General features: G+C 72.4%; 23 protein-coding genes. 12 read left to right on the forward strand and 11 right to left on the reverse strand.

Features of this window, described 5'->3' with window-relative positions; translation table 11 throughout:
• Position 1: 1 nt before the first annotated feature.
• Positions 2–1,318: an ABC transporter substrate-binding protein gene (locus Apa02nite_RS10375; protein ID WP_203824847.1), complete on the reverse strand. Its 1,317-nt coding sequence runs from the start codon at positions 1,316–1,318 to the stop codon at positions 2–4.
• A gap of 28 nt (positions 1,319–1,346) precedes the next feature.
• Positions 1,347–2,522: an ROK family transcriptional regulator gene (locus Apa02nite_RS10380; RefSeq protein ID WP_203824848.1), complete on the reverse strand. Its 1,176-nt coding sequence runs from the start codon at positions 2,520–2,522 to the stop codon at positions 1,347–1,349.
• Between the two features lie 178 nt (positions 2,523–2,700).
• On the opposite strand from Apa02nite_RS10380, the gene Apa02nite_RS51880 reads away from it, so the two are divergent.
• A complete protein-coding gene (locus Apa02nite_RS51880; RefSeq protein ID WP_203824849.1) occupies positions 2,701–3,924 on the forward strand; it encodes a chitosanase in 1,224 nt (407 codons plus the stop codon).
• A gap of 54 nt (positions 3,925–3,978) precedes the next feature.
• Here the strand turns inward: Apa02nite_RS51880 and Apa02nite_RS10390 are convergent, their stop codons facing one another.
• From Apa02nite_RS10390 to Apa02nite_RS10405, 4 genes are all read right to left on the reverse strand, one after another.
• Entirely contained in the window at positions 3,979–6,471 is a 2,493-nt protein-coding gene (locus tag Apa02nite_RS10390; RefSeq protein ID WP_203824850.1) for an ABC transporter permease, read from the reverse strand.
• Positions 6,468–7,202 carry an ABC transporter ATP-binding protein gene (locus tag Apa02nite_RS10395; RefSeq protein ID WP_232344724.1) on the reverse strand — a complete coding sequence of 245 codons (735 nt, stop codon included), beginning with the start codon at positions 7,200–7,202 and terminating at the stop codon, positions 6,468–6,470. Before Apa02nite_RS10395 ends, Apa02nite_RS10390 begins: the two co-directional genes overlap by 4 nt.
• Positions 7,203–7,311: 109 nt before the next feature.
• Positions 7,312–7,977 carry a response regulator transcription factor gene (locus Apa02nite_RS10400; RefSeq protein WP_067699650.1) on the reverse strand — a complete coding sequence of 222 codons (666 nt, stop codon included), beginning with the start codon at positions 7,975–7,977 and terminating at the stop codon, positions 7,312–7,314.
• On the reverse strand, positions 7,965–9,233 hold the full coding sequence (locus Apa02nite_RS10405; RefSeq protein ID WP_203824852.1) for a sensor histidine kinase: 1,269 nt from the start codon (positions 9,231–9,233) through the stop codon (positions 7,965–7,967). The genes Apa02nite_RS10400 and Apa02nite_RS10405 overlap by 13 nt, the downstream gene beginning before the upstream one ends.
• A gap of 109 nt (positions 9,234–9,342) precedes the next feature.
• On the opposite strand from Apa02nite_RS10405, the gene Apa02nite_RS10410 reads away from it, so the two are divergent.
• From Apa02nite_RS10410 to Apa02nite_RS10430, 5 genes are all read left to right on the forward strand, one after another.
• Entirely contained in the window at positions 9,343–9,510 is a 168-nt protein-coding gene (locus Apa02nite_RS10410) for a hypothetical protein (RefSeq protein ID WP_203824853.1), read from the forward strand.
• 58 nt (positions 9,511–9,568) lie between these two features.
• A complete protein-coding gene (lexA, locus tag Apa02nite_RS10415; RefSeq protein ID WP_203824983.1) occupies positions 9,569–10,321 on the forward strand; it encodes a transcriptional repressor LexA in 753 nt (250 codons plus the stop codon).
• Between the two features lie 151 nt (positions 10,322–10,472).
• On the forward strand, positions 10,473–11,168 hold the full coding sequence (locus Apa02nite_RS10420) for a helix-hairpin-helix domain-containing protein (protein ID WP_203824854.1): 696 nt from the start codon (positions 10,473–10,475) through the stop codon (positions 11,166–11,168).
• Positions 11,165–12,220, forward strand: coding sequence for an OmpA family protein (locus Apa02nite_RS10425; RefSeq protein WP_203824855.1), 1,056 nt, complete (start codon positions 11,165–11,167; stop codon positions 12,218–12,220). Before Apa02nite_RS10420 ends, Apa02nite_RS10425 begins: the two co-directional genes overlap by 4 nt.
• Positions 12,221–12,317: 97 nt before the next feature.
• Positions 12,318–13,016, forward strand: a complete 699-nt coding sequence (locus Apa02nite_RS10430; RefSeq protein ID WP_203824856.1) for a DUF6518 family protein — start codon at positions 12,318–12,320, stop codon at positions 13,014–13,016.
• Between the two features lie 40 nt (positions 13,017–13,056).
• On the opposite strand, the gene bfr is transcribed toward Apa02nite_RS10430, so the two are convergent.
• A complete protein-coding gene (gene bfr / locus Apa02nite_RS10435; protein WP_067699665.1) occupies positions 13,057–13,539 on the reverse strand; it encodes a bacterioferritin in 483 nt (160 codons plus the stop codon).
• A gap of 54 nt (positions 13,540–13,593) precedes the next feature.
• The gene (locus tag Apa02nite_RS10440) at positions 13,594–13,785 is read right to left on the reverse strand and encodes a (2Fe-2S)-binding protein (RefSeq protein ID WP_203824857.1); all 192 of its coding nucleotides are present in this window, start codon (positions 13,783–13,785) and stop codon (positions 13,594–13,596) included.
• A gap of 187 nt (positions 13,786–13,972) precedes the next feature.
• Between Apa02nite_RS10440 and Apa02nite_RS10445 the strand changes: the two genes are divergently transcribed.
• The 3 genes from Apa02nite_RS10445 (at position 13,973) to Apa02nite_RS10455 (ending at position 17,408) form a co-directional block, all read left to right on the forward strand.
• Complete coding sequence (locus Apa02nite_RS10445) at positions 13,973–15,343, forward strand: glycoside hydrolase family 6 protein (protein WP_203824858.1); 1,371 nt, start codon at positions 13,973–13,975, stop codon at positions 15,341–15,343.
• Between the two features lie 120 nt (positions 15,344–15,463).
• Entirely contained in the window at positions 15,464–16,231 is a 768-nt protein-coding gene (locus Apa02nite_RS10450) for a S1 family peptidase (RefSeq protein WP_203824859.1), read from the forward strand.
• A 22-nt stretch (positions 16,232–16,253) separates the two neighbouring features.
• Positions 16,254–17,408: an FAD-dependent monooxygenase gene (locus Apa02nite_RS10455; protein ID WP_203824860.1), complete on the forward strand. Its 1,155-nt coding sequence runs from the start codon at positions 16,254–16,256 to the stop codon at positions 17,406–17,408.
• 289 nt (positions 17,409–17,697) lie between these two features.
• Here Apa02nite_RS10455 and Apa02nite_RS10460 read toward each other — a convergent pair whose 3' ends face one another.
• Complete coding sequence (locus Apa02nite_RS10460; protein ID WP_203824861.1) at positions 17,698–18,867, reverse strand: cytochrome P450; 1,170 nt, start codon at positions 18,865–18,867, stop codon at positions 17,698–17,700.
• 21 nt (positions 18,868–18,888) lie between these two features.
• Positions 18,889–20,121, reverse strand: coding sequence for a hypothetical protein (locus Apa02nite_RS10465; protein ID WP_203824862.1), 1,233 nt, complete (start codon positions 20,119–20,121; stop codon positions 18,889–18,891).
• An 84-nt stretch (positions 20,122–20,205) separates the two neighbouring features.
• Here Apa02nite_RS10465 and Apa02nite_RS10470 point away from each other — a divergent pair, with 84 nt between their 5' ends.
• From Apa02nite_RS10470 to Apa02nite_RS10480, 3 genes are read left to right on the forward strand one after another with little or no spacing between them, the layout of a single operon-like run.
• Positions 20,206–20,871: an acyltransferase family protein gene (locus Apa02nite_RS10470; RefSeq protein ID WP_203824863.1), complete on the forward strand. Its 666-nt coding sequence runs from the start codon at positions 20,206–20,208 to the stop codon at positions 20,869–20,871.
• Entirely contained in the window at positions 20,792–21,085 is a 294-nt protein-coding gene (locus tag Apa02nite_RS10475) for an acyltransferase family protein (RefSeq protein ID WP_203824864.1), read from the forward strand. Before Apa02nite_RS10470 ends, Apa02nite_RS10475 begins: the two co-directional genes overlap by 80 nt.
• Positions 21,086–21,141: 56 nt before the next feature.
• Complete coding sequence (locus Apa02nite_RS10480) at positions 21,142–22,476, forward strand: acyltransferase family protein (RefSeq protein ID WP_203824865.1); 1,335 nt, start codon at positions 21,142–21,144, stop codon at positions 22,474–22,476.
• Here the strand turns inward: Apa02nite_RS10480 and Apa02nite_RS10485 are convergent.
• A complete protein-coding gene (locus Apa02nite_RS10485) occupies positions 22,404–23,612 on the reverse strand; it encodes a PucR family transcriptional regulator (RefSeq protein WP_203824866.1) in 1,209 nt (402 codons plus the stop codon). The genes Apa02nite_RS10480 and Apa02nite_RS10485 overlap by 73 nt on opposite strands.
• Positions 23,613–23,724: the final 112 nt, after the last annotated feature.

Raw genomic sequence — 23,724 nt, forward strand, 5'->3', positions numbered from 1 at the left:
CTCAGCCGCCCAGCGACATGACGCCGTTGATCTTCTGGTCCGCCTCGGTCAGGCCCTTGTCCAGGTCGGGCACCTTGCCGGACTGGTAGGTGGTCAGGAACTGCCCGAAGGTCTCCTGGTACGCCGGTCCGGACGCGGACGGCGGCGACGTCATCGAGTTCGGGTTGTTGAAGATGTCGATGAACGTCTTGAAGTCCGGGTCCGCGTTCAGCGTCGGGTCGGCGATCGCCTTGGTCGTGGTCGGCACGTTCTTCAGCAGTCCGGCCAGCTTGATCACCGCGGCGTCGTCGGTGGTCAGGTACTTGATCAGCTCCCAGGCCGCCTCGGGGTTCTTGGCGTTCTTGGAGATGCCCATGATGTTGCCGGTGACGTAGCCGCCGCCGTAGCGGGCCGGGTCGCTGGTGGGCAGCGGTGCCACGCCGTACTTGAGGTCCGGCGACTGGTCCTTGAGGAACGCCAGGCGGTACTCGGCGTCGATGTTGATCGCCACCTGGCCCTTCTGGAACGCGTTGTCGGCGCTGAACTCGTCGCCGAGGCTGGCCTTGAACTTGGTCAGGTTCGCGTAGCCGTACCAGTCGACCAGGTTCTTCTGCCAGGTGAGCAGGGTCTTCCAGTTCGGGTCGGCGCCGACCGCGCTCTTGCCGTCGGCGGTCAGCCACTTCGCGCCGGTGGCCGGCGCCAGGTGCGCGGCGGCGTTCTCGTAGAAGTCGTAGAGCGGCAGGAAACCGACCTGCTTGAGCGACCCGTCCGGGTTGCGGACGGTCAGCTTCTTGGCGTCCTCGGTCAGCTCGTCCAGGGTCTTCGGCGGCGACGTGATGCCGGCCTTCGCGAACAGGTCCTTGTTGTAGTACATCCCGTACGCGTCGGCCAGGAACGGCATGGCGCACCGCTTGCCGTCGAACTCGGTGTACGACCGGGTGGTCGCGTTGAGCTGGTTCAGGTCCACCTTGTCCCGGTCGAGGTACGGCTTGAGGTCGACCCATGCGCCGGACGAGCAGAACTTGCCGACGATGTCGGTGGAGTAGGAGAGCCCGACGTCCGGCCCGTTGCCGGCGCCGATCGCCTGGGTGACCTTGGAGTCGTCCTGACCGGCCTTGACCGTCACCTTGATGTTCGGGTGGGTGGCGGTGAAGTCCTTGACCACCTGGTCGATCGCGGTGGCCTCACGCTCGGTGAAGAAGTGCCACAGCTCGACCGTCCCGGAGACCGCGGTGCCGGGGTCGGCGACCTTGTTCTCCTTCGGAGCCGGGGTGCACGCCGTGGTCAGCAGGACCGCGGCGCCCAGGGCGAAAAGGGTATGGGGGATCCGTTTGTTCACGTGAGCCTCTCAAGAAAGGTGAGGGGTGTCAGCTGTCGCGGACGGCGACGGTCAAGGCTTCCCGGACCGCGGCGAGACCGGCGTCGAGCGCGCCGAGCAGCACCGCGTCGTCATCGATGGTGGTGACCGCGAACGAACTCTCCAGCGGGGCGGCCCGCCGGAACGCGGTGGTCACCGTGGTGAGCAGGGTGTCGCCACCGGCCTGGGCGATCGGGCCGGCGAGCACCACGAGATAGGGGTCGAGCACCGCGATCACGGCGGCCAGGCCGACCACGATCCGGTCGGCAAGGGTGGTCAGGAACTCGCCGGGCCCGGCCGCGGCGGCGGCCGCGACCACCTCGGCGGGGGTGTCGCCGACGACGCCGGTGTCCCGGGCCAGCTCCATGATCGCGGCGCCGCCGAACAGGTCCTGCAGGTCCAGCTTGCGGTGCGGTGAGTCGGGTGAGTACAGCGGCACGTACCCGATCTCGCCGGCGCCTCCGCGGGTGCCGCGCAGCAGCGTCCCGTTGATGTCGATGGCCAGACCGAGGCCGTCCTGGCCGATCCAGAGCAGCGCGAAGTTCTCCGTGTCCCGGCCCGCGCCGCGCCGGCGCTCGGCGACCGCGGCCAGGTTGACGTCGTTGTCGACGCCGACGTCCGTGCCGAGCGCCGCGGCGATCGCGGGCACCAGGCCGGGACGGCCGAAGCCGGGCACGTCGACCAGGCGGATCGTCCCGGTCCGCGGGTCGTACGACCCGGGCACGCCGAGCTGCACGTGCCGCAGCCGCCCGGCCGGGATGCCGGCCTGCTCGCGGAGCTGGGCGACCACATCGGACACCGCGGCCACCGGGTCGGCGCCGAGGAAGTCGACGCGGGACTCGAACCGGGCCCGGACCTCGCCGGTCAGGTCGCAGAGCGCGGCCGCGACCGACGGGGTGCCGCTGGTGCCGACGTCGCGGACCGAGACGGCGGCCGCGTAGGCGGCGTCCGGGTTGGCCGCGTAGACCTCGGCGTTCGGGCCCGGCCGGCCACTGGCGTGCCCGACGACGGTGACCAGTCCGGCCTCGGTCAGCCGGCGCAGCACCTCGGAGATGGTCGGCGTGGAGAGCGCGGTCAGCTTGCGCAGATCGGCCCGGGTGAGGTTGCCCGGGTCGAGCAGCAGCTCCAGCGCGGCGCTCTCGTTCATGGCCCGGAGCAGCTTGGACGAGCCGGCAAGACGCGTCATCGGGGCCCCCGGTTGATAGGCAAGTTGTTTAACAGTTGGCTCATCCTGAGGCACTCCATCGACTGAGTCAAGAGTCGAATCTTCCTGATAGACCGGGATTGATAAACCAACTTAACAGTCGTAGAGTCCGACCCCAACGCGCGCGCTGACCCCCTCACCCCCCTCTCTCAGGAGCGCCATGACTCGCGTCAGGAAAGTTCTCTACGCCACGTTAGGCCTGGTCATCCCCGGTGCGGCCGTGATCTACGGACTGCTGCCGGCCAGTGCTGCCACGGCCGGACCGATCAAGGGCCTCGGTGGCAAATGCATCGATGTCGCCGGCGCCTCGAGCACCAACGGAGCCGCGATCCAGCTCTACGACTGCAACAATTCGGCCGCACAGCAGTGGTCGGTCGGCAACACCGACCAGACCATCCGCTCGCTGGGCAAGTGCCTGGACGTGACCGCCGCCGCCACCGCGAACGGCGCCAAGATCCAGCTGTACGACTGCAACGCCACCGGCGCCCAGAAGTGGACGTTCACCAACGGCACCCTGGTCAACGCCGGTTCCGGCAAGTGCCTGGACGTGACGGACAAGAGCACCGCCAACGGCGCCCGGCTGCAGATCTGGACGTGTTCCACCACCGCGAACCAGACCTGGGTCCTGCCCGGCGGCACCAGCCCGACCAGCCCGGCTCCCACGTCGACCACGGCGGCACCGACCGGCAAGAACCTCGACGATCCGGCGAAGAAGGACGTCGCCATGCAGATCGTCTCGGCGGCCGAGAACTCCTCGCTGAACTGGCGCGCCCAGTTCTCCTACATCGAGGACATCAAGGACGGCCGGGGCTACACGGCCGGCATCATCGGCTTCTGCTCGGGCACCGGTGACATGCTCGAGCTGGTCGAGGCGTACACCGCCACCAAGCCGTCGAACGTGCTGGCGAAATACCTGCCGGCGCTGCGCAACGTCAACGGGACCGAGTCGCACGCAGGGCTCGACCCCAACTTCACCAGGGACTGGAAGACCGCGGCGGCCGACTCGGTGTTCCAGGCCGCGCAGGAGTCCGAGCGGGACCGGGTGTACTTCAACCCGTCGGTCCGTGACGGCAAGTCCGACGGCGTCCGCGCCCTCGGGCAGTTCGCCTACTACGACGCCTCGGTGGTGCACGGCTACGAGGGCATGCGGTCCATCCGGACCCGCGCGCTCAAGAAGGCCAAGCCGCCGGCGCAGGGCGGCGACGAGCGCGCCTGGCTGAACGCGTTCATGGACGAGCGGGTCGTCGAGATGAAGAAGGAGGAGGCGCACTCGGACGTGTCGCGGATCGACACGGCCCAGCGGGTCTTCCTCAACAACGGCAACTTCGACCTGAACACGCCGCTGGACTTCAAGGTCTACGGCGACTCGTTCCACATCGGCTGACACCCCCTCGTGGGTGGGGCCGGACACCCCCTCGTCCGGCCCCACCCACCCCCCTTATTCCTTGATGCCGATGTGCTCGATCGGCGGCACCCGCAGCAACCGGGCGATCGGCAGCACCGTCGTGGCCAGCGCCAGGATCGTCGTCCCGCCGAGCACGACCACCGCGCCCAGCGGCGGCACGTACGGCACCGGGCTGCCGGTCAGCGCCCGGACCACGCTGCTCAGGGTCAGCGCGGCGATCGACCCGCCGAGCACCACGGCGGTGCCGAGCAACCCGAACTGTTCCGCGTTCACCATCCGCCGGACCTGACGCCGGGTCACCCCGACCAGGCGCAGCAGGGCCAGCTCCCGGCGCCGCGCGAGGGCGGCCATCACCATGGTGTTGGCCGCCGCCACCACCGTGTAGCCGACCATCACCCCGATCAGCAGGCGGTTCAGCCAGGCGCTCAGCGCCAGGTCCTTCGCCAGGCCGCCGGTCAGCGCGGCGGCGTCGACCACGGTGCTGCCCGGGTGCCGGGCGGCGACCGCCCGCAGCGCGGTGTCGGCCGAGGCCGGTGCGCTGATCAGGATCTCGTCGTCGAGGTTCGTCGCGGTGTGCCCGGCGACCGTCGACAGGGGCAGCACCACGTCGCCGAAGCCGAGGCCGCGCCGGTAGATCGCGACGACCCGGGCGTGCACGGCGGCGCCGTCGCCGAGCCGCAGCTCGACGTCGTCGCCCACGTCCCAGCCGAACATCGACGACTGGGTGCGCGACACCGCGACGGCGCCGTCGCGCAAGCCGGTCAGCGAGCCCGCGGTGACGTCGAGGTCGAAGGCCGCGCCCGCGGTGGCCGGGTCGACCGCCCGGGCGCCGATCGACTCGCCGTCGCCCATCAGCGGCGCCAGCACGGTGGTGTGCCGGACCGGGGTCGCCGAGCGGACCCCGGGGATCGCGCGGACCTCGGCCAGCGCCGACCCGGACAGGCCCGCGCCCGACACCAGGGCCCGCGAGGCGAGCAGACCGGACCGGCTCTCGGCGACCGCCTGACGTTCCAGGTTGTTCTGCAGGAACCACACCGAACCGCCGAACCCGACCGCGAGCACCAGCGAGGTCAGCACGGTCGCCGAGCCCCGGGCGTTCGCCCGCAGGTTGGCCGCCGCCAGGTAGCCGCCGGTCCCGAAACCCGTCCGCAGCACCGGGGTCAGCAGCCGGGCGGCCGCATTCGTGATCCACGGTGCGAGCAGCGCGACGGCGAGGACGAACAGGTAGAGCATGCCGAGCGCCGCGCCCATCGCGGTCTGCCCGCTCACCGCGACCGCGGCCACCGCCGCCGAGGCCGCCGCGACCAGCGCGACCAGGCCGCCGATCAGCCGGGTGCGGCCACCGCCGGTCGGTTCGGCGGCGGCCTCGCCCAGCGCCTCGGCGGGTTTGACGGCGCTGATCCGGCGGGCGGCGAGCAGCCCGGCCAGCACCGCCGACACCAGCACGACCCCGGCCGCGGCGGGCGCGGCGAGCACACCGGGAAGCATCGGGAAGCTGGCCGGCAGGAACCCGCGCCCGGTCAGCTCGCCGGTCAGCCAGCGGGCCGCGACCAGGCCGCCCGGCACGCCGAGCACCGCGGCGACCAGGCCGATCAGCGCCGACTCCGCCATGATCATGCGGCGGACCTGGCCCGGGGTGGCCGCCACGGCCCGGAGCAGGGCCAGGTCGCGGCGGCGGTGCCGGACCGAGAGCCCGACGGTCGCGGCGACCACGAACACGATCAGCAGCGCGACGTAACCACCGAACGAGGCGCCGATCTGGATCAGCAGGCCGGCCGCCGCGCGATCCGCCGACCGTTCCGCCAGGCCGCGATCAGTTCCGGTCAGCACCCGCGCGTCGCCGGCGACCCGTTCGACTCGGGCACGCAGGTCGGCAACGTCGGTGCCGGGCGCGGCGAGCACGCCGATCGCGGTCACCCCGCCGCTGCGCGGGGCCAGTGCCGCGGCGTGCGCGTCGGTGAAGAAAGCCGTGGCCGTCCCGGTCCCGGTGACAAGACCACTGATCTCGTACGACCGGAGCACCCCGCCCACCACCAACCCGACCCGGGAACCCGGCAGCGCGCCCCCGGCGGCACCCGCGTCGAGCACCACCTCGTCCTCACGGGCGGGTGCACGGCCGGCCGTCAGCTCGTACGGTGAAAGGATCGCACTCCCCCAGCCCCGGCCGGCCGCGAGCGAGCCGTCGGCGGTGACCACCGGGATGTTCTCGTCCACCGCGACCGCCGCGACGCCCGGCAGGTCGCGGATCGTCCCGGCCAGCGCGACCGGCACCGTCCCGCCCTCGGGCAGCGCCACCGTGCTCCGATAGGTCTCCCCGTCGAACTCCTTGCTGGTGAACGTGGTGTCCGGCCGGGCGACCACCAGATCGGCGGCGGCATAGCGGACCGGCTCGGGGTGATAGCGCAGTCCGGACTCGACCAGGACTCCCATCGCGGTCAGGATCAGCGCGCCGAGCGTGAGCGCGAGCAGGGTGGCGGCCGAGGAACCGGGGCGGGCGCGCAGCAGGCGCGCGGCGAGCGTGGTCATCGGGCACCCACCGCGCGCTTGCGGCCCAGGGCGGCCAGGTGCTCGGCGATCCGCTCCGCGCCCGGCTGTGGCATGTCGTGCACCAGCCGCCCGTCGGCCAGCACGATCACCCGGTCGGCCCAGGACGCGGCCACCGGGTCGTGGGTGACCATCACGACGGTCTGCCCGTGCTCGTCGACCACCCCGCGCAGCAGAGCGAGCACCTCGGCCGCGGTGGTGGTGTCGAGCGCGCCGGTCGGCTCGTCGCAGAAGATCACTTCCGGACGGGTGGCCAGCGCCCGGGCGATCGCGACCCGCTGCTGCTGGCCGCCGGAGAGCGCGGACGGCCGGTGCCGCAGCCGCTCACCGAGCCCGACCCGCTCGACCACCCGCGCGATCCAGGCGCGGTCGGGCCGGACGCCGGACAGGCGCAGCGGCAACAGGATGTTCTCCTCGACGGTCAGCGCGCCGATCAGGTTGAACGCCTGGAAGACGAAGCCGATCCGGCCCCGGCGCAGCTCGGTCAGCCGGGTCTCGGAGAGCCGGGACAGCTCGGTGTCACCGATCCAGACGCTGCCCGCGGTCGGCCGGTCCAGGCCGGCCGCCGCCTGCAGCAGGGTGCTCTTGCCGGAGCCGGACGGACCCATGATCGCGGTGAAGGTGCCCCGGAGGAAGGCGGCGTCGACGCCGGCCAGCGCCCGGACCGGCTCCCCGTCGGACGCGTAGGTGCGGGTGAGCCCCTGGACTCGCACCGCGGGCTCATCGAGGACGGAGGTTCGCTGGCTGTTCACACCGGAAAGTCTTCGCCGATCGCCCGGCCCGCGAAATGACGCTGGCACCACGATCCAGGTACAGCAGGCGCTACCCCCGGGGCTGTCCCGGCGGGCCGTCCAGGTAGCGCAGCACGGCGGTCACCCGGCGGTCGGCGCGGTCGTCGGGCGCCAGGCCGAGCTTGGCGAAGATGCTGCGGATGTGTTTGTGCACGGCCCCGTCCGTGATGACCAGCCGCTCGGCGATCGCGGAGTTGCCCAGCCCCTCGGCCATCACCGCGAGCACCTCGGTCTCGCGCGGGCTCAGCTGGGCCAGTCCGCTGTCCGGGCGGGACCGGGCCAGCAGCTGCCCGACCACCTCCGGGTCGACCGCGGTGCCACCGGCGGCCACCCGGTGCAGGGCGGTGAGGAACTCCTCGACCCGGCCGACCCGTTCCTTGAGCAGGTAACCGAGCCCGGCGCTGCCCCGGGCCAGCAGGTCGGTGGCGAACGCCTGCTCGACATACGCGGACAGCACCAGCACGGCCAGGCCCGGCTGCCGGCGGCGCGCCTCGACGGCGGCCACGATCCCCTCGTCGGTGTGCGTGGGCGGCATCCGCACGTCGACGATCGCGACGTCCGGCCGGTGCTCGCCGACCGCGTCCAGGAACGTGCCCGGCCCGTCGGCGGTGGCGACCACCTCCAGACCCTCGGCCCGCAGCAGCAGCGCCAGGCCCTCGCGCAGCAGCGGGTCGTCCTCGGCGATCACGATCCGCACGGCAGCTCCACGTCCATCGTCGTCGGGCCGCCCGGCGGGCTGACCATCACGAAGCGGCCATCGTAGGCCTCGACCCGGCGCCGGATGCCGCGCAGCCCGGTGCCGCCGTCCTCGTCCGCGCCGCCGGTGCCGTCGTCGCTGATCCGCAGGCGCAGCCGGTCGCCGTCGCGCCGCACGGTGACCGCGGCCGAGACCGCGCCGCTGTGCTTCACCAGGTTGGTCAGCGCCTCGGCGACCACGAAGTACGCGGTCGCCTCGACCGAGACCGCACACCGGCCGGGCACGTCCACCTCGAGCCGGCACGGCACCGCGCAGGTGCCGGCCAGCCCGGCGAGCGCACCGGCCAGACCCCGGTCGTCGAGCACCGGCGGCAGGATCCCGCGGACCACCGCGCGCAGCTCGGCCAGGGCCTGCTCGCCGGCTTCCTGCGCGCGGTCCAGGATGTCCGCGACCGCGTCCGGGTTGCGGTCCGCCGCCCGCCGGGCCGCACCCACCAGTACGGTCAGCGCCACCAGGCGGTTCTGCGTGCCGTCGTGCAGGGAGCGCTCGATCCGGCGCAGCTCGGCGGCGTGCGCGTCGAGGGCGGCGGCCCGGGTCGCGGTCAGCTCGGCGACCCGCCGGGACAGGTCGACGTCACCGGCCGGCCCGAGCAGCCGCCGGCCGGGGAGCGCCTGCAGCCGGGCGATCGCCGGACCGAGTCCGATCACGACGGCCGCGAAGCCGATGCCGATCAGCCACACGCCGAGCGCGTCGGCGAGCCCGTCGATCCGCCACCAGATCATCCCGGGGCCGCCCTGGTCCGGGTCGAGCGCCCGGTACCAGAGCGGGAACGTGCCGTTCTCGACGGCGTAGATCGGCAGGGTGATCCCGATCGCGCCGAGCAGGAACCCGGCCGTACCGTGCCCGGCCAGCCAGGCCAGCTCACGGCGGACCGCCGGGTCGCGCAGGGCGTCCCGGACGGCCGGTGGCAGCGGTGGCGGGCCGATCACCGCCGGGCCCCAGCGGGTGAGCCGGGCGCGTTCCCGGTCGGCGACCGCGCGGGTGACCCGGGGGACCGTCGGCGCGAGCAGCAGGCCGACGCCGAGCAGGCTCGCGGCGGCGACCATCAGCAGCCAGACCAGCGCGGTCAGGGCGAGCAGCGAGGTGCCGAGGCCGCCGACGACGTGTTCGAGGGCGTCGACGCTGATCCGGAGCCGCTCGACGAGGTAGTCGCGCCGGGGCCTGCTCTTCTGCGGCGTCCGTCTTTTCTGCGGCATCCGTCTGACGATAGGTGGCCGCTGGTGCCGGGGCAGTACAGCAGGCTGTACCAGCAGAGACGCGCTGGTGGGATCGCCGGGCGGCCGGGCGGTCCCTAGCGTGGGAGCCATGACTTCCTGGTTGCGTCCCGCGCTCTGGCTGCTGCTGATCCTCAGCGTGGCCGCGAACGCGGTCGCGTCCAGCCTGGACGTCGGCGTCGTCGTCGGTCTCGGCTTCGGCCTGGTGACGCTGGCCTGCGCCGTCGTCCTCGCGGCACACCACTACCGGCACCGCTGACTCGTTCCGGCCGTCCGGGCCGGGCCGCTGACTCGTTCCGGCTGTTCGGGCCGGGCCGCTGACTCGTTCCGGCCGTCCGCGCCGGGCCGCTGACTCGTTCCGGTTGTTCGACGGTGGGCTGCGGCGAGCCCGGTCGCGGCGGGGAACGCGGATCGGGGAAGATTCCGGGGTGCTAGCGGATGACGAACTCGACACCTCGATCCTGACCGAGCGGCAGCGCCGGATCCTCACCGTCATCCGCGACGGGGCCCTCCGGCACGGCTACTCGCCCTCCACCAGGGAGATCGCCGACGCGGTCCGGCTGTCCACCACCACGGTGGCCCGGCACCTGCGCGCCCTCGAGGACCACGGGTTCCTGCGGCGCGGGCGCTCGACCCGGCCGGTCGACATCCGGATGTTCCTGCGCGCGGACGAGCAGCCGCACCGGGAGACGACGACGATCGGCGTACCGGTGCTGGGCGACATCGCGGCCGGCGCGCCGATCCTGGCCCAGCAGAGCGCGGACGAGATGCTGTCCCTCCCGCGCGAACTGGTCGGCAAGGGCGGCGCCCTGTTCGCGCTACGGGTGCGCGGCGACTCGATGATCGACGCGGCGATCTGTGACGGCGACCTGGTCGTGGTGAAGCAGCAGCCCGAGGCGTTCAACGGCGACATCGTGGCCGCGATGATCGACGACGAGGCGACGGTCAAGGTGTTCCGGCGCCGTGGCGGCCACGTGATCCTCGAGCCGCGCAACCCGGCCTACTCAGACATCGACGGTGACCAAGCGGTCATTCTCGGCAAAGTCGTTTCGGTACTCCGCAGCGTGTGACAGAAACGGCAACAATCGTTTACGCACAGCACACCTCTGTCCATTTTGCAATGTGCAGATGATGGCCCTATTCTGATCATGTAACGGCTCCCGGACGCGGGAAACCGGCACCGCATGCTATCCGTGAACGCCTATTGCATGCAGGCATTCCGTGCGGTTTCCCGTCCTGTTCGACGGCGCTTCACCGCGCCCGTTTCCGGAGGTCAGCATGGCCTGGTTCATCGGCCAATCGCTCGTTTTCATCCTGCTCGCCTTCCTGCTCGGCGTGCTTGTCGGACGCCTCAGCGCACGCTTTACCGGTCGCCGCGGCACCACGCCGGAACCGACCTTTGCCGCAGCGCCGGAGAAATCGGAAAGCAATCTGAAGACCCCGGAAAAGGTATCACCGGAAAAGGCGCTTTCGGCCGAAAAGGAGTCCCCCGCCACGGTGGTGGAAAGCGCCGCGACGGGAACGCCGGTGGTCGATGAGGAATTGGAGCGGATCGAGGGAATCGGCCCGAAGATGGCCGACGCCCTGCGTGCCGCCGGGATCCACTCGTTCGCCCAGCTCGCCGCGAGCGACGACGACACCAAACGCTCCGCCATCCGGGCGGCCGGTCTGAGCTTCGCCCCCAGCCTGGTCACCTGGAGCCGCCAGGCCCGCCTGCTCGCCGACGGCGACGAGGCGGCCTTCGCCGAACTCACCGCCCGCCTGATCGCCGGCCGCGACACCGACCCGGCCCACTCCCCGAACCCCGATTCACTTACCGCCGCCACCACCCGGCGTCCGTCGCCACGCCCAGCCGGCCCACCGGCCGCCGGCCGGGACCAGGCCGCTGCCGGCCGGGATGCGGAGACGGTCCGATGATCGGGGTGCAGACGAACGACGCCCGGCGGCGGCCGCGCTTCACCCGCCCGGAGCACGCCGGCGTCCGGCGGCTCTGGTTCGCCGCGCTGATCGCGGTGATCGGCCTCGCCGCGCTCCTCACCGTTCAGCTCGGCCCGCAGCGGCACCGCATCGAGAACGACCTCACCGACCGCGCCACCCGGGCGCTGGCCGCCGCCGGCCAGCAGAAGACCGACGTCTCGTTCACCGGCCGCGACGCCGAAGTCAACGCCGATTCGCAGACCGAAGCCGACCGTGCCCGCACCGTCGTCGCGGCGGTGACCGGGGTCCGCACCGTGCACACCCGGGTCGTTCCGGCCGCCCCGGTGCGCGTCCCGCCGACGTTCCTGCTGGCCGCGTCCGGGGGCCACGCCGTGCTCACCGGCACACTGCCGGACGCCGGACTGCGTACCGCGCTGCACGACGCCACCGCCGCGGCGTTCGGCCCGGCCGGGACCGACGACCGCCTCACCGTCGCGGACACCGTCACCGCCGAAACCACGCTCACCGGGTTGCCGTCCCTGCTGCGGTTGCTGCCGGCCCGGGCCGCCACTTTCTCCGTACGATGGGAAGCCGGCGCCCTGACCCTCACCGGCACCACCCCGGCCGAAACCGTGCACACCGCGCTGACCGCGGCCGCCCAGCACCTCGGCGCCCCGGTCACCGACCGGATGACAGTGGCCGCCCTGCAACCGCAACTCTCCGCGGTGCCCCCGCTGACGTTCCGCACCGACGGCGCCACCCTGACCCCGGAGTCGCGGAAGTCCCTGCGGACCGTCGCGGACCTCCTCGCCGCCAACCCGAGCGCCACCATCCGCGTCGACGGCCACACCGACTCGCGCGGCCCGAAGGCGATGAACCTGGCGCTGAGCCGGGACCGCGCCGACGCGGTACGCACCGGCCTGCTCGAGGAGGGTGTCGCCGCGGACCGCCTGACGGTGGCCGGCCACGGCGAGGCGCAGCCGAAGGTCGCCAACGACACCCCCGAGCACCGCGCCATGAACCGTCGCGTCGACCTGACCGTGACCCGTTGACCGCCGCGCGGATCAGCCTTTCGGCAGAGGCGCCGGAGGGCCGGGTCCGACCGGAGTGTGATGTGTGGCCGCGTCCGCGTTCCTAGCATCCTCAGTCATGAAGATCATGCGCAGCGCGGTCGTGGCGGCACCGGTGACCGGCGTGCTGCTGGGGTCCCTGGACTTCGTCTGGATCAAGTACGTGCCGGGCCCGTTCGGCGGGCTCGGCAACTCGATGGCGGTGTGGGCGGTGGCGGCGTTCCTGCTCACCTTCGGTCACCGCTGGAGCCTGCCGGTCAGCGTGGCAGCGGCGGCGGCCCAGCTCGTGATCGCCGTCCCGAGCTACTACCTGGCCGCGGCACTGATCCAGCACGACGCCTGGTCGAACATGGTCAACGCCAACGCCCTGCTGTGGATGGCCTTCGGCGTGATCGCCGGTGCGGTCTTCGGCGCCGGCGGCATGCTGGCCCGCGAGCAATCCGACAGCACCCCCGGGCGTGCGGACGCCGGCCGTGTTCCCGGCAGCGGCACCTCCGGCGGCCGGCCCGGGCGCGCCGCCGCGTGGCTCAGCACCGCCGCGCTCGCCCTGCCCGGCTCGGTGCTGTTCGCCGAGGCGGTGCTCCAGGCCCGCCGGATCGGTGATCCTTCGTACCCGGTCGCCGAGCTCACGTCGTACACCATTGTTGTGATCGTCATCGGTCTCGGGACCACCGTGATGATCACGCGGACCTGGACCCGCCGCGGTCTGGTCCTGCTTCTCGCCCTGCCGCTGACCGCGGCCGGCGTCGCGCTGCTCGGCCTGGCCGGCTTCCGCTGATCCCGGTGGGCCGCCTCCCCACGGCCCACCACGCCGCCGATCAACCGGCCTCGGGGTGCTCCGTGACGTTCTGCAGGTAGAGCGGCTCGCCCAGCTTCTCGATCAGGCCGAGCTGGGTCTCCAGGTAGTCCACGTGGTGCTCCTCGTCGGCGAGGATGTCCTCGAAGATCCGGGCCGAGGTGATGTCACCGATCGAGCGCATGTACTCGAGCCCGCGCCGGAGCCGGTCGACCGCCTCGACCTCGACCTTCATGTCGCACTCGAACTGCTCCTTGACGGTCTCGCCGATCCGCAGCGAGAACAGCTTCTGGTAGTTCGGCAGGCCCTCGAGGAAGAGGATCCGGTCGGTGAGCACCTCGGCGTGCCGCATCTCGTCGATCGACTCGGCCTTGGTGTGCTTGGCCAGCACGGTGTAGCCCCAGTTGTCCTGCATCTTGGCGTGCAGGAAGTACTGGTTGATCGCGGTCAGTTCCGCGGTCAGCTGCTCGTTCAGGAACTCGATGACACGGGCGTCGCCTTGCACGTCAAATACCCCCATAGTATGACTACTTGGGGTCAAGCGTACTGCCCGTAAGGGCTAGGCGGCGTTCGGTAGTCGCGTGTCGGTGGTCCCCTCCTCCTCGATCAGCTCGAAGATCCGGTCCAGGCAGCTCCCGCAGCCGGTCCCGGCGCCACAGGCGTCGCCGACCGCCTCCTCCGTCCGCGCGCCGCAACGGACGGCCATGCGGACTTCACTTTCGCGGACGTGGTGACAGATGCAGACGAACATGCGGCGACTTTCTGATGGTTAACCTTACCTAACTTAGGTTGCCCTAAAACTCCTGGTCACGCAAACCCTTCTGGGTTGCGATCGCGGCACTGGCGGTTATATCGAGTCGTACAGATTGCTAACGGATGTCGATGCCGTTACCTTGGGAGCGCTCCCAGTAGGTCTTTCTCCCCTTGGAAGGAAGCCCATGTCTCCCAGCTCCCCCCGACTCAGAACCCGATGGATCGCGGCCACGGCCGCCGGTGTCACCGTCGCGGCCGGTGCCGTCCTCGCCGCCGCCGGCACCGCCGAGGCCGGCACCATCAGCGGCACGCTCTACCGGGACCCGGACACCGCGGTCGCCCGATGGGTGGCCGCCAACCCGAACGACTCCCGCACCGCGGTGATCCGCGCCAAGGTGGCCAGCCAGCCGGCGTCCCGCTGGCTCAGCAACTTCAACCTCGGCACGATCGGGTCCGAGGTGTCGGCGTACGTCGGCGCCGCGAACGCCGCGGGCCAGATCCCGGCGCTGACCGCGTACGGCATCCCCAACCGGGACTGCGGTGGCGCCAGCGCGGGTGGGGCGCCGGACCTCGGCACGTACCAGACCTGGATCTCGGCGATCGCGAACGCGCTGGGCAACCGCACCGTGATCGTGATCCTGGAACCGGACTCGATCGCGCTGCAGACCTGCCTGAGCGCGAGCGAGATCGCTGCCCGGGACTCGGCGCTGGCGACCGCCGTTCGTACGCTGAAAAATGCCAACCCGAACGCCAAGGTCTACCTGGACGCCGGGCACTCGACCTGGAACACCGCCGCTGACCAGGCCGGACGCCTGGTCGCGGCCGGGGTGGCGAACGCCGACGGGTTCTACACCAACGTCTCGAACTTCAACGGCACCGCGGCGGAGACCGCGTACGGGCGGGCGATCATCAGCGCGCTGAACGGGCGCGGGGTCACCGGCAAGCGCCAGGTCGTGGACACCAGCCGCAACGGCGGGGCGTCCGGGGACTGGTGCGGGGACGACAACACCGACCGGCGGATCGGGTCGTACCCGACGACGGCGACCGGTGACGACAACGTCGACGCGTTCCTGTGGGTCAAGCCGCCGGGTGAGGCGGACGGCTGCCGGTACGCGGCCGGGTCGTTCCAGCCCGATCTGGCGTACAGCCTGGCGAGCAGCGCCCCGAACCCGCCGGTGACCAGCTCACCGTCGGCCTCGTCGGCCTCACCGTCGGCCTCGTCGGCCTCACCGTCCGCGTCGGTCTCCACCTCACCGCCTTCCGGCGCCGCTTGTTCCGCGGCTTTCAAGATCACCAGCTCGTGGTCGGGCGGGTTCCAGGCACAGGTCACGGTGACCGCCGGCCGGGCGATCACCGGCTGGGCGGTGTCCTGGACGCTCGGCAGCGGCCAGTCGGTCAGCCAGGCGTGGAACGGAACGCTGACCACCAGCGGATCCACGGTGACCGTGCGTAACGTTTCCTGGAACGGCTCGCTACCGGCCGCCGGCACCGCCGATTTCGGACTGATCGCGAACGGCGCCGCCACCACCCCCGCATTGACCTGCACCGCTGCGTGACCCGGCACTGATCGGGCGGGCCCCGGCACCACGCCGGGGCCCGTCTTCGGGTTTCGGAGCGCGCCGACAGGCACTAACGTCGATGCGGTCGTTGCCGGAGTCCGGAAAGGACGATCAACCGTGGGTAACCGAATCCGCTGGGCGGTGGCCGCGTTGGCCCTGGTGGGAACACTTGCCGGGACCGCAACACCGGCGTACGCCATCGCCAACGGCGAACCCGTACCGGACGGTCACTACCGCTTCTCGGTGAAGCTGACCATGACCGGGATCCCGACCGCCAGCGGCGGCCGGCGTAACAGCGCCTGCTCCGGCGCCCTGATCGCCCCGAACTGGATCATCACGGCGGGGCACTGCTTCCGGGACGAGAACGGGGTCCGGGTCGAGTACCCGGTCGCCGACCTGACCACCGCGACGGTGGGCCGCACCGATCTGACCGGGACCGGCGGTCACGTGCTCACGGTGATCGCGGTGCGGCAGTCGCCGACCGCCGACGTCTCGCTCGCCCAGCTGGCGGAACCGGTGCGCGACATCCGGCCGATCCGGGTCGGCACCCGGGCCCCGAAGGTCGGCACGGTGCTGCGGGTGACCGGGTACGGCTCGCTCACCAGCGTGAACCCGGTGCCGTCCACGCGGCTGATGACCGGCCGGCTCACGGTGGTGTCGGTCGCGGACGCGGTGCTCGGGCTGAACGGCTACGCGCCGCGGCCGGACACCACGCCGTGCCCGTACGACTCGGGCGGCCCGTACTTCACCGAGCGCCACGGCGTCCCGGTCCTCGCCGGGGTGGTCAGCAACGGGCCGAGCTGCCCGCACACCCAGGTGGAGAACGCCGCCCGTACCGACGACATCGCCAAGTGGATCTTCTCGGTGACGCACCCTCGCCATTGAGATTTCTCGATAGAGTGGCGCGATGGGATCGCTTCGGGTCGCGGTGGTCGGCGCCGGTATCGGTGGTCTGGCCACCGCGATCGCCCTCCGGGCGCGCGGATTCACCATCGATGTGTACGACCAGGCGAGCAGCCTGAACGAGATCGGCGCGGGACTCTCCCTCGGCGGCAACGGGATGCGGGTGATCGACGCGCTCGGGCTCGGCCGGGCGGTGCGGGAGGTGGCCGCGAACCTGCACCGCATCGAGTTCCACCACTGGAGCACCGGTGAGATCTTCTACCAGCACCCGATGGGCGACTGGTACGAACAGCGGTTCGGCGGCCCGTTCCTGGGCGTGCACCGCGCCGACTTCCACCACGTGCTGCTCGCCGCGTTCGACGGGACGCCGCACCTGGGCCGCCGCTGCGTCGCGGTGCACGAGTCCCCGCACGGCGTCGAGCTGGAATTCGCCGACGGCACCACGGCCGGCGCCGACGTGGTGGTCGGCGCGGACGGCCTGCGCTCCGCGGTACGCCGGCACGTGACCGGGCCGGACGAGGCGGTCTTCGCCGCGATGAGCTGCTTCCGTGGCCTGGTACCGGCTCCACCCGGCTCCGCCGCGTTGGGACTGACCTTCTTCCTCGGTCCCGGGCGCCACCTGGTCGCCTACCCGGTCCGCGGCGGCGAGCTGATCAACTTCGTGGCGTACGTGCCGGATCCGGAGTGGACCCTGGAGTCCTGGTCGGCGAAGTGCCCGCCGGCCGAGGCGGCCGCCGCGTTCGACGGCTGGCACCCGGCCGTGACCACGCTGCTGGCGAACGCCGAGGAGACCGGGCGCTGGGCACTCTACGACCGCGAGCCGCTGCGCCGGTGGAGCACCGGCCGGGTCACGCTGCTCGGCGACGCCGCCCACCCGATGCTCCCGCACGCCGGCCAGGGCACGAACCAGGCCCTCGAGGACGCCGCGACGCTGGCCGCCTGCCTGTCCGGTCCGGGGCCGGCCGAGGGGCTGCGGCGCTATGAACAACTCCGCAAGGCGCGGACCCGGCAGATCCAGCTCGGCTCACGCGCCAACGCGGCGTGTTTCCAGGTCCCCGACGGCCCGGCCGCGACCGAGCGCAACGCCCGCCTGCAGAACCTGCCCGAGATGGTCAGCTGGATCCACGAACACGACGTCCACGCATCCCTCCCCCGCTGACCCCACCCCACACCGCGCGGGCACCACACGAGCGTGGGGACTTTCGGCGCGCTCCGCACCCCAACTCCACATACAAGGCCGCGACACCGGCTGCGTGGGGACTTTCGGTGCGCTTCGCGCCGAAAGTTCACACACAAGGGGTTTCCGGGACCACCCACGGACGTCGCCCCGGAGGGCTTCGCGTTCTGGACGCGCCAGCGGCCAGCGAAGCCCGCAGGGGTCCCGGCGGGAGCGACGGTCCGCACCACAGCGGACGCACGACATCTTGAATTCGATCTTCGTCGGCCGATCAGTTCAACCTCACCGGAAGTGCCGCATACGACGGCACCAGCACGCCCCGCCGATACCGCCGCCCCCTGATCTCCCACGCCCGCCCGGTGTCCAGCAACATCCGCAGCAACCCGGCGATCTCCGCGCGGGCCACCGGCGCACCCAGGCACAGGTGCCGGCCCGCACCGAACCAGAGCTGCCGCTGGTCCGGCTGATACCCGCGGTCCAGATCGAAGCCGCCCGCCGCGTTGTTCGCGGTCCAGGTCAGCATCAGCACCCGCTCGCCGGCGCGCAGCAGGCGGCCGTCGATCGTGACGTCGGCGGCGATCGCGCGGCCGATCAGCGGCGCCGGCGTGGTCACCCGCAGGCCCTCGCGGACCGCGTCGGGCAGGCGGTCCGGTGCGGCGCGGAGCCGGTGCTGGGCGCCGGTGTCGTGCAGCAGCGCCACGGTGCGGGCCATCGCGCTGGCCGCCGTCTCGGTGCCGGCCACCATCAGCAGCGTGGCCAGCCCTTCCGCCTGCTGTTGCGGCAGGCCCAGCTCGCGGCAGCGGCCGAGCACGGTCTCCGGGGGCGCGGAACGCCAGGCGTCGGCGATGTTGACGGTGAGCCGGGCGACGATCGCCTTGGCGCGGGCGACGGTCTGCGGAGCGAGGTGGGTGGACGCGGTGGTGCCGAGCGCCAGGGAGGCGAGTTCCTCGCCGATCGCGAAGATTTTCCGGTACGCGTCGTCGTGCTCCGGCGCGGGCAGATGGAGCAGGTCGGCGACGATCCGGCCGACCAGGACCCGGGCCAGGTCGGCCACGTCGACGGTGGCGCCGGCGCGCAGCTGCTCGCCGGCCAGGGCCAGCCGCGGGCCGAGCACCCGGTCGGTGAGGGCGCGGGCGTTCTCGTCGGTGAACAGGTCACGGGTGCGGGTGCGGAGCTGGTGGTGGCCCGGGCCGTCGAAGATCTCGTTCACCCAGTCGCCGAGCACCTGCGCCCAGAGGTGACCGACGCCGCCCTCGCCGAGCAGGGTGAAGTGCACCGGGTCGTTGAGGATCCGCCGGGCGGTCAGCGGGTCGGAGGTGACCCAGCCGATCCTCGGCACCCGGCGCAACCGGCGGGCCAGGCGACCGGCGGTGAGCAGAACCGGAAGCTGGGGGTGCGCGGCGGCGAGCACGCGGAACTCGTGGCGCCTGGCGGTGTCCATCACCCGGACATCATGGCGTGATCACGCGGAGCGCGCCGTGCGGCGGCGGAGGAGGCCTCGGGTCAGCCAGCGACGGGTGGGGCGGCGGCGGAGGGCCCGGGTCAGCCATGGTGCGGCGCCGAGCAGCAGGAACACCGCCAGCAGCGGGAGGCGCCACCACCAGGAGATCACCGCGGGCGGGGCGGACGGAACCGCCGCGACCAGCGGGCGGGCGCTCTTGGCCCAGGCCAGGAACGCGTCGCCGATCGGGAGCACACCGAACGCGTACCGGCGGGTGGTGATCGTGTCGATCGGGACGCCGAACACGTCGCCGGCGGTGGCGAGCGCCCCGGACAGTGCGCTGTCGCCCTGGATCCGGGCGGCGCCGAGGGTCACCACCGTCGCGGACAGGCTGATGCCGTGCACCAACGGGCCGGAGTCGACGTCGCCGGGGCCGTCGGTGCCGTGCGGATATTCGCGCACGGCCGGGCCGAGACCCCACGGCCGGTCCAGGAAGGCGGTCCGGAAGATCAGATATTGGGTACGGGCGAAAGCCGGGTCGATCTCCGGCAGGAAGCGCTGGATCATGCTTTGCGAGCTGCCGCGAGCCCCCGAGGTGGGACGGCCGGTGTCCACGTCCGCGGTGTGCGGCAGCAGCCCGGTGACCGGGTCGAGGCGGGACCGGGCGGCGGCCAGCCACCGGGTGACGGTGGTGTCGAAGCGCGGCGTGGTGATCGTGTCGTGCAGGCGCAGCGAGGCGATCGCGACGGTGGAGTCGACCGGCCACGCCTGCCCGGGGTAGGCCGCCAGGAACGGGGTCGGTGACGCGTCGAACGCCGCGGCGAGCTCCGCGGAGTCCTGATCAAAACGGGACACCTGGGCCGGATCACGGTCGGCCGGGTGCTGCGCGGCGAGGAGACCGCCGCGTAGCCAGTTGACCCAGCCCCGGTAGAACACCCCGTACGCCGGTACGAGCGAGGACGCGAACGGTGCCCGGCCGGTGTCACTGTCGATCCGGTCGAGCGCCCAGCGGGCCTGCGCGGCGTCACCGAGTTGCACCGCGGTCAGGCCATAGAGCGCGTAGAGGAAGAAGTAGCCCTCCGGGAAACCGTCCTGGGCCCGCTCGGCGGCGCCGGTGGTCAGCTCGTGCCGCAGGTGGGTGAGCTGACGCCGTACCGAAGAGGGGGTTTCGGCCGGGAGGACCAGGTGGGCCGCGGCGATCACGGCGACCAGGCTGATCACCGCGAACAGCGCGGAGCGCGCGAGCCGGAGCATGCCGCGAGCCTAGGGACGCACCGCAAGGTCCACCGCCCGGAGAATCCGGGTAATACCACTGTTATCGGGTGTTACGGTTCGCCGGTGGCTCCGGGCACGCACCTGCCGTCGCTGACCGGGCTGCGCTGGATCGCCGCGTTGCTGGTCTTCGGCTTCCACGTGCAGGTCGGCGGCCGCCTCCCGGACGCCACCGCCACCCGCCTCGTCCAGGACGTGTTCGGCGCCGGCGCGACCGGGGTCTCGTTCTTCTTCCTGCTCTCCGGTTTTGTGCTGATGTGGTCGTCGGCGCGGGAACGGCCCGGCGAGTTCTGGTGGCGGCGATTCGCCCGGGTCTACCCGCTGCACGCGGCGACCGCGGTGCTGGCGCTGATCGTCGGCGGCGGCCTCCCGCCGGTGCCGGTGGTGGCCGCCAACCTCACGCTGGTCCAGGCCTGGTCGCCGGACCACGCCTACTACCAGGGCCTGAACGCGGTGAGCTGGACCCTCTCCTGCGAGGCGTTCTTCTACCTGATGTTCCCGCTGCTGGCGGCCGGGATCGGCCGGCTGCGCCCGGACGCGCTGACGCTGACCCTGATCGGTGCGTGGCTGGTCATCGTGGCCGGGCCGTTCGCCGGCGGTCCGGCGGTGCCCGTGGAACCTGGCCGCCTACACGCTGCCCGGCTTCGGGCTGGTGCTGGCCGCCGCGGCACTCGCGGACCTGCGCGGCCGGTGGACGCCGTGGCGCAACCGGGTGATGGTCCGGCTGGGTGAATTGTCGTTCGCGTTCTACCTGGTTCACGTGCTCGTGCTCCGCGGCTTCGAGACCGTGCTCGACACGCCCCGCCCGGATCTCAGCGCCGGGGTGGCGCTCGCCGGGTCGCTGTGCGCCCTGCTGTCGGCGCTGGTGGTGGCCTGGGTGCTCAACACCGCCGTCGAGCGGCCGGCCCGACGGTTGCTGCTGCGGCGCGGGGCGGTATCCCGCTGACCTGCTCACACAAGATCAGAATCGGACTATTTGCACCCCTTGCTATCGTACGCCGAATGCTCACCGCCCCCGACCCGCGGACCTCGGCCAGCGCGACGCGCGGCGCCTCCCTGCCGTCGCTGACCGGGCTGCGCTGGGTGGCCGCGTTCCTGGTCTTCGCGTTCCACCTGCAGATCGTGGAGTTCTTCGCGCCCGGGCCGGCCGAGCAGGTGCTGGAGCGGCTGTTCGCGTCCGGCTCGGTCGGCGTCTCGTTCTTCTTCATCCTCTCCGGTTTTGTGCTGATGTGGTCGTGCGCGCGGGACGGGTACCGCCGGTTCTGGTGGCGCCGGTTCGCCCGGGTCTATCCGCTGCACCTGGTCACCGCGCTGCTGGTGGTGGGCTACCTGTCGGTGCACGACTGGCACGCCGTTCCCGGGCCGCCGGCGCTGATCGCCAACCTCGCCCTGGTGCAGTCCTGGATCCCGGACGTGGCGTTCTACCAGAGCGTCAACACGGTCAGCTGGACACTCTCCTGCGAGGTCTTCTTCTACCTGCTGTTCCCGCTGATCGCGGCGGGCGTCGCGCGGCTGCGGTCCCGCGGGCTGATCCTGGTCGCGGCCGGTTCGTGGCTGGTCACCGCGGCCGGTCCCGGCCTGGCCCGGCTGGTGGCCGGATCGGACGCGGTCGAGCTGTTCTTCCACTGGGTGCCGCTGGGCCGGTTGCCCGAGTTCGTCTGCGGGGTCGCGCTGGCCCGTCTGGTCCGCTCCGCGGGCGCGCCGCGGTGGCGCGGTCTCGGCCGCCTGGCCGCCGTGCTCACGGCCGGCGGATACGTCCTGTCCGCGCACGTCCCCGGCCCGTGGGGTGTCGCCGCGTGCACCATGCCGGGCTTCGCGCTGGTGCTCGTCGCGGCGGCCCGCTCGGACGTACGGGAGTGCTGGACGCCGTGGCGCGGCCGGGTGATGGTCCGGCTCGGCGAGCTCTCGTTCGCGTTCTACCTGGTCCACCTGATCGTGATCCGGATGTTCGAGGGGTGGTTCGGTTATCACCCGAAACTCGCCCTGGGCGCCGGGATCGGCCTGACCGTCTCCGCGTTCCTGCTGTCGCTGGCCGCGGCCTGGCTGCTGAACGTCGGGGTGGAGGGCCCGGCGCGGCGACTGCTGCTGCGCCGCCGGTCCCCGGCCGCCGACGCCGTCCCGATCGGCACGCCCGGCCCGGGGAAGCGGGCCACGATCCCCCGCGGGCGACGCGAACCCGAGGACCACCGGCGCCTGCCGGACCAGCGCGGACCGGGACGGCAGCCGGCACACCGGCGCGCGTCCGGCCCGATCGTGCCGCCGCGTCAGACGGCCGGGCCGCCCCGGGTGGCGGAACCGTCCGGGGATCGGCGGGCGGATGAGGCGCCCGGCCGCTGACTGAGCACCAGCAGCAGCTCGAAGCGGACGGTGGGGTCGTCGAGGTCCGGGCCGAGCAGCTCGCGCAGCCGGTTCAGCCGGTAGCTGACGGTCTGCGGGTGGACGTAGAGCTCGGCGGCCACCGCGGACCGCGAACCCCAGTGCCGCAACCAGGACTCCAGGGTGGTCAGCAGCTGCTCACGCTGGCCGGGTTTCGCGTCGGCCAGCGCCGCCAGCCGCCGGGTGGAGAGCGCGGCGAGGGCACCCGGCTCGCCGCGCAGCGCCAGCGCCGCGAAGTGGTCCTCGACGAAGACCGCGGCGGGACCGGTGCCGACCAGTTCGGCGGCGCGTTCGGCGAGCCGGACCGCCTCCGGCACCTCGGTCCACGGCAGTCCCGGCCCGACCACCGCGTCCCGGCCGGCGAGCGCCTCGGCCAGCACCGGACGCTCGGCGCGCGGGCCGGCCCGCAGCAGCAGCACCGCGTCGCCGGCCCGTTCGGCCACCACGCCGTCGGTGGCGAACCGGAACCGGGCGTCGCGGGCCTGGTCGGTGGGGAGCAGCACCGGCACCACCCGGTCCAGCGTGGGCCAGCCGATCGCGGTGACCGCCTCGCGGGCCACGTCGGCCGGTGCGCCGCCGCGCAGCAGCAGGTCGGCGGCCCGGCGGCGGCGCCGGTCGCCCTCGCCGGCCTGTTCCCGCAGCTGCCGGGCCAGGCCGTCGGTGCAGGCCGAGGCGAGCTCGTCGACGAAGGCACTGGTCGCGTCGGACAGGTCGATGATCTCCTCGACGGTGACCGGGCGGGAACCGGCCAGGGACTGGGAGGCGCTGCGCAGCAGCAGCCGGGCCGCCGTCCGCAGCGCGCCGAGCAGCAGCTCCGGGCCCCGGTTCTCGCGCGCCTCGGCCGCGCCGAGCGCCACGAACACCTCGCGGATCCGCGGGGGCAGCGCCGGCTCGTCGGTGCCGGCCAGGTCCAGGAAACGGTCCAGCGCGACCTCGACGGCGGTGCGCAGGTCCCGGTCGACCTTGGCGCCGGTGGTCTCGGCGAACGCCGGGTTGGCCTCGGCCACCGCGGCCGCGATGGCCTGCACGGTGACCGGCAGCCGGGGCCGCATGGCCGCCGCGAGGTCGGTCGGCACGCGCAGCCACGGGGTGGTCATCGGGCGATTTTGTCACTCGGTGATAACGGGCGGGTCGCAGATCGCTTCCCGGACGACGGTGCGTCATACCTGCGATCGGGTGACGATGGGGCAGGTCACACCCGCACACCAG

Source organism: Actinoplanes palleronii, from assembly GCF_016862315.1.
GTDB classification, from domain to species: domain Bacteria; phylum Actinomycetota; class Actinomycetes; order Mycobacteriales; family Micromonosporaceae; genus Actinoplanes; species Actinoplanes palleronii.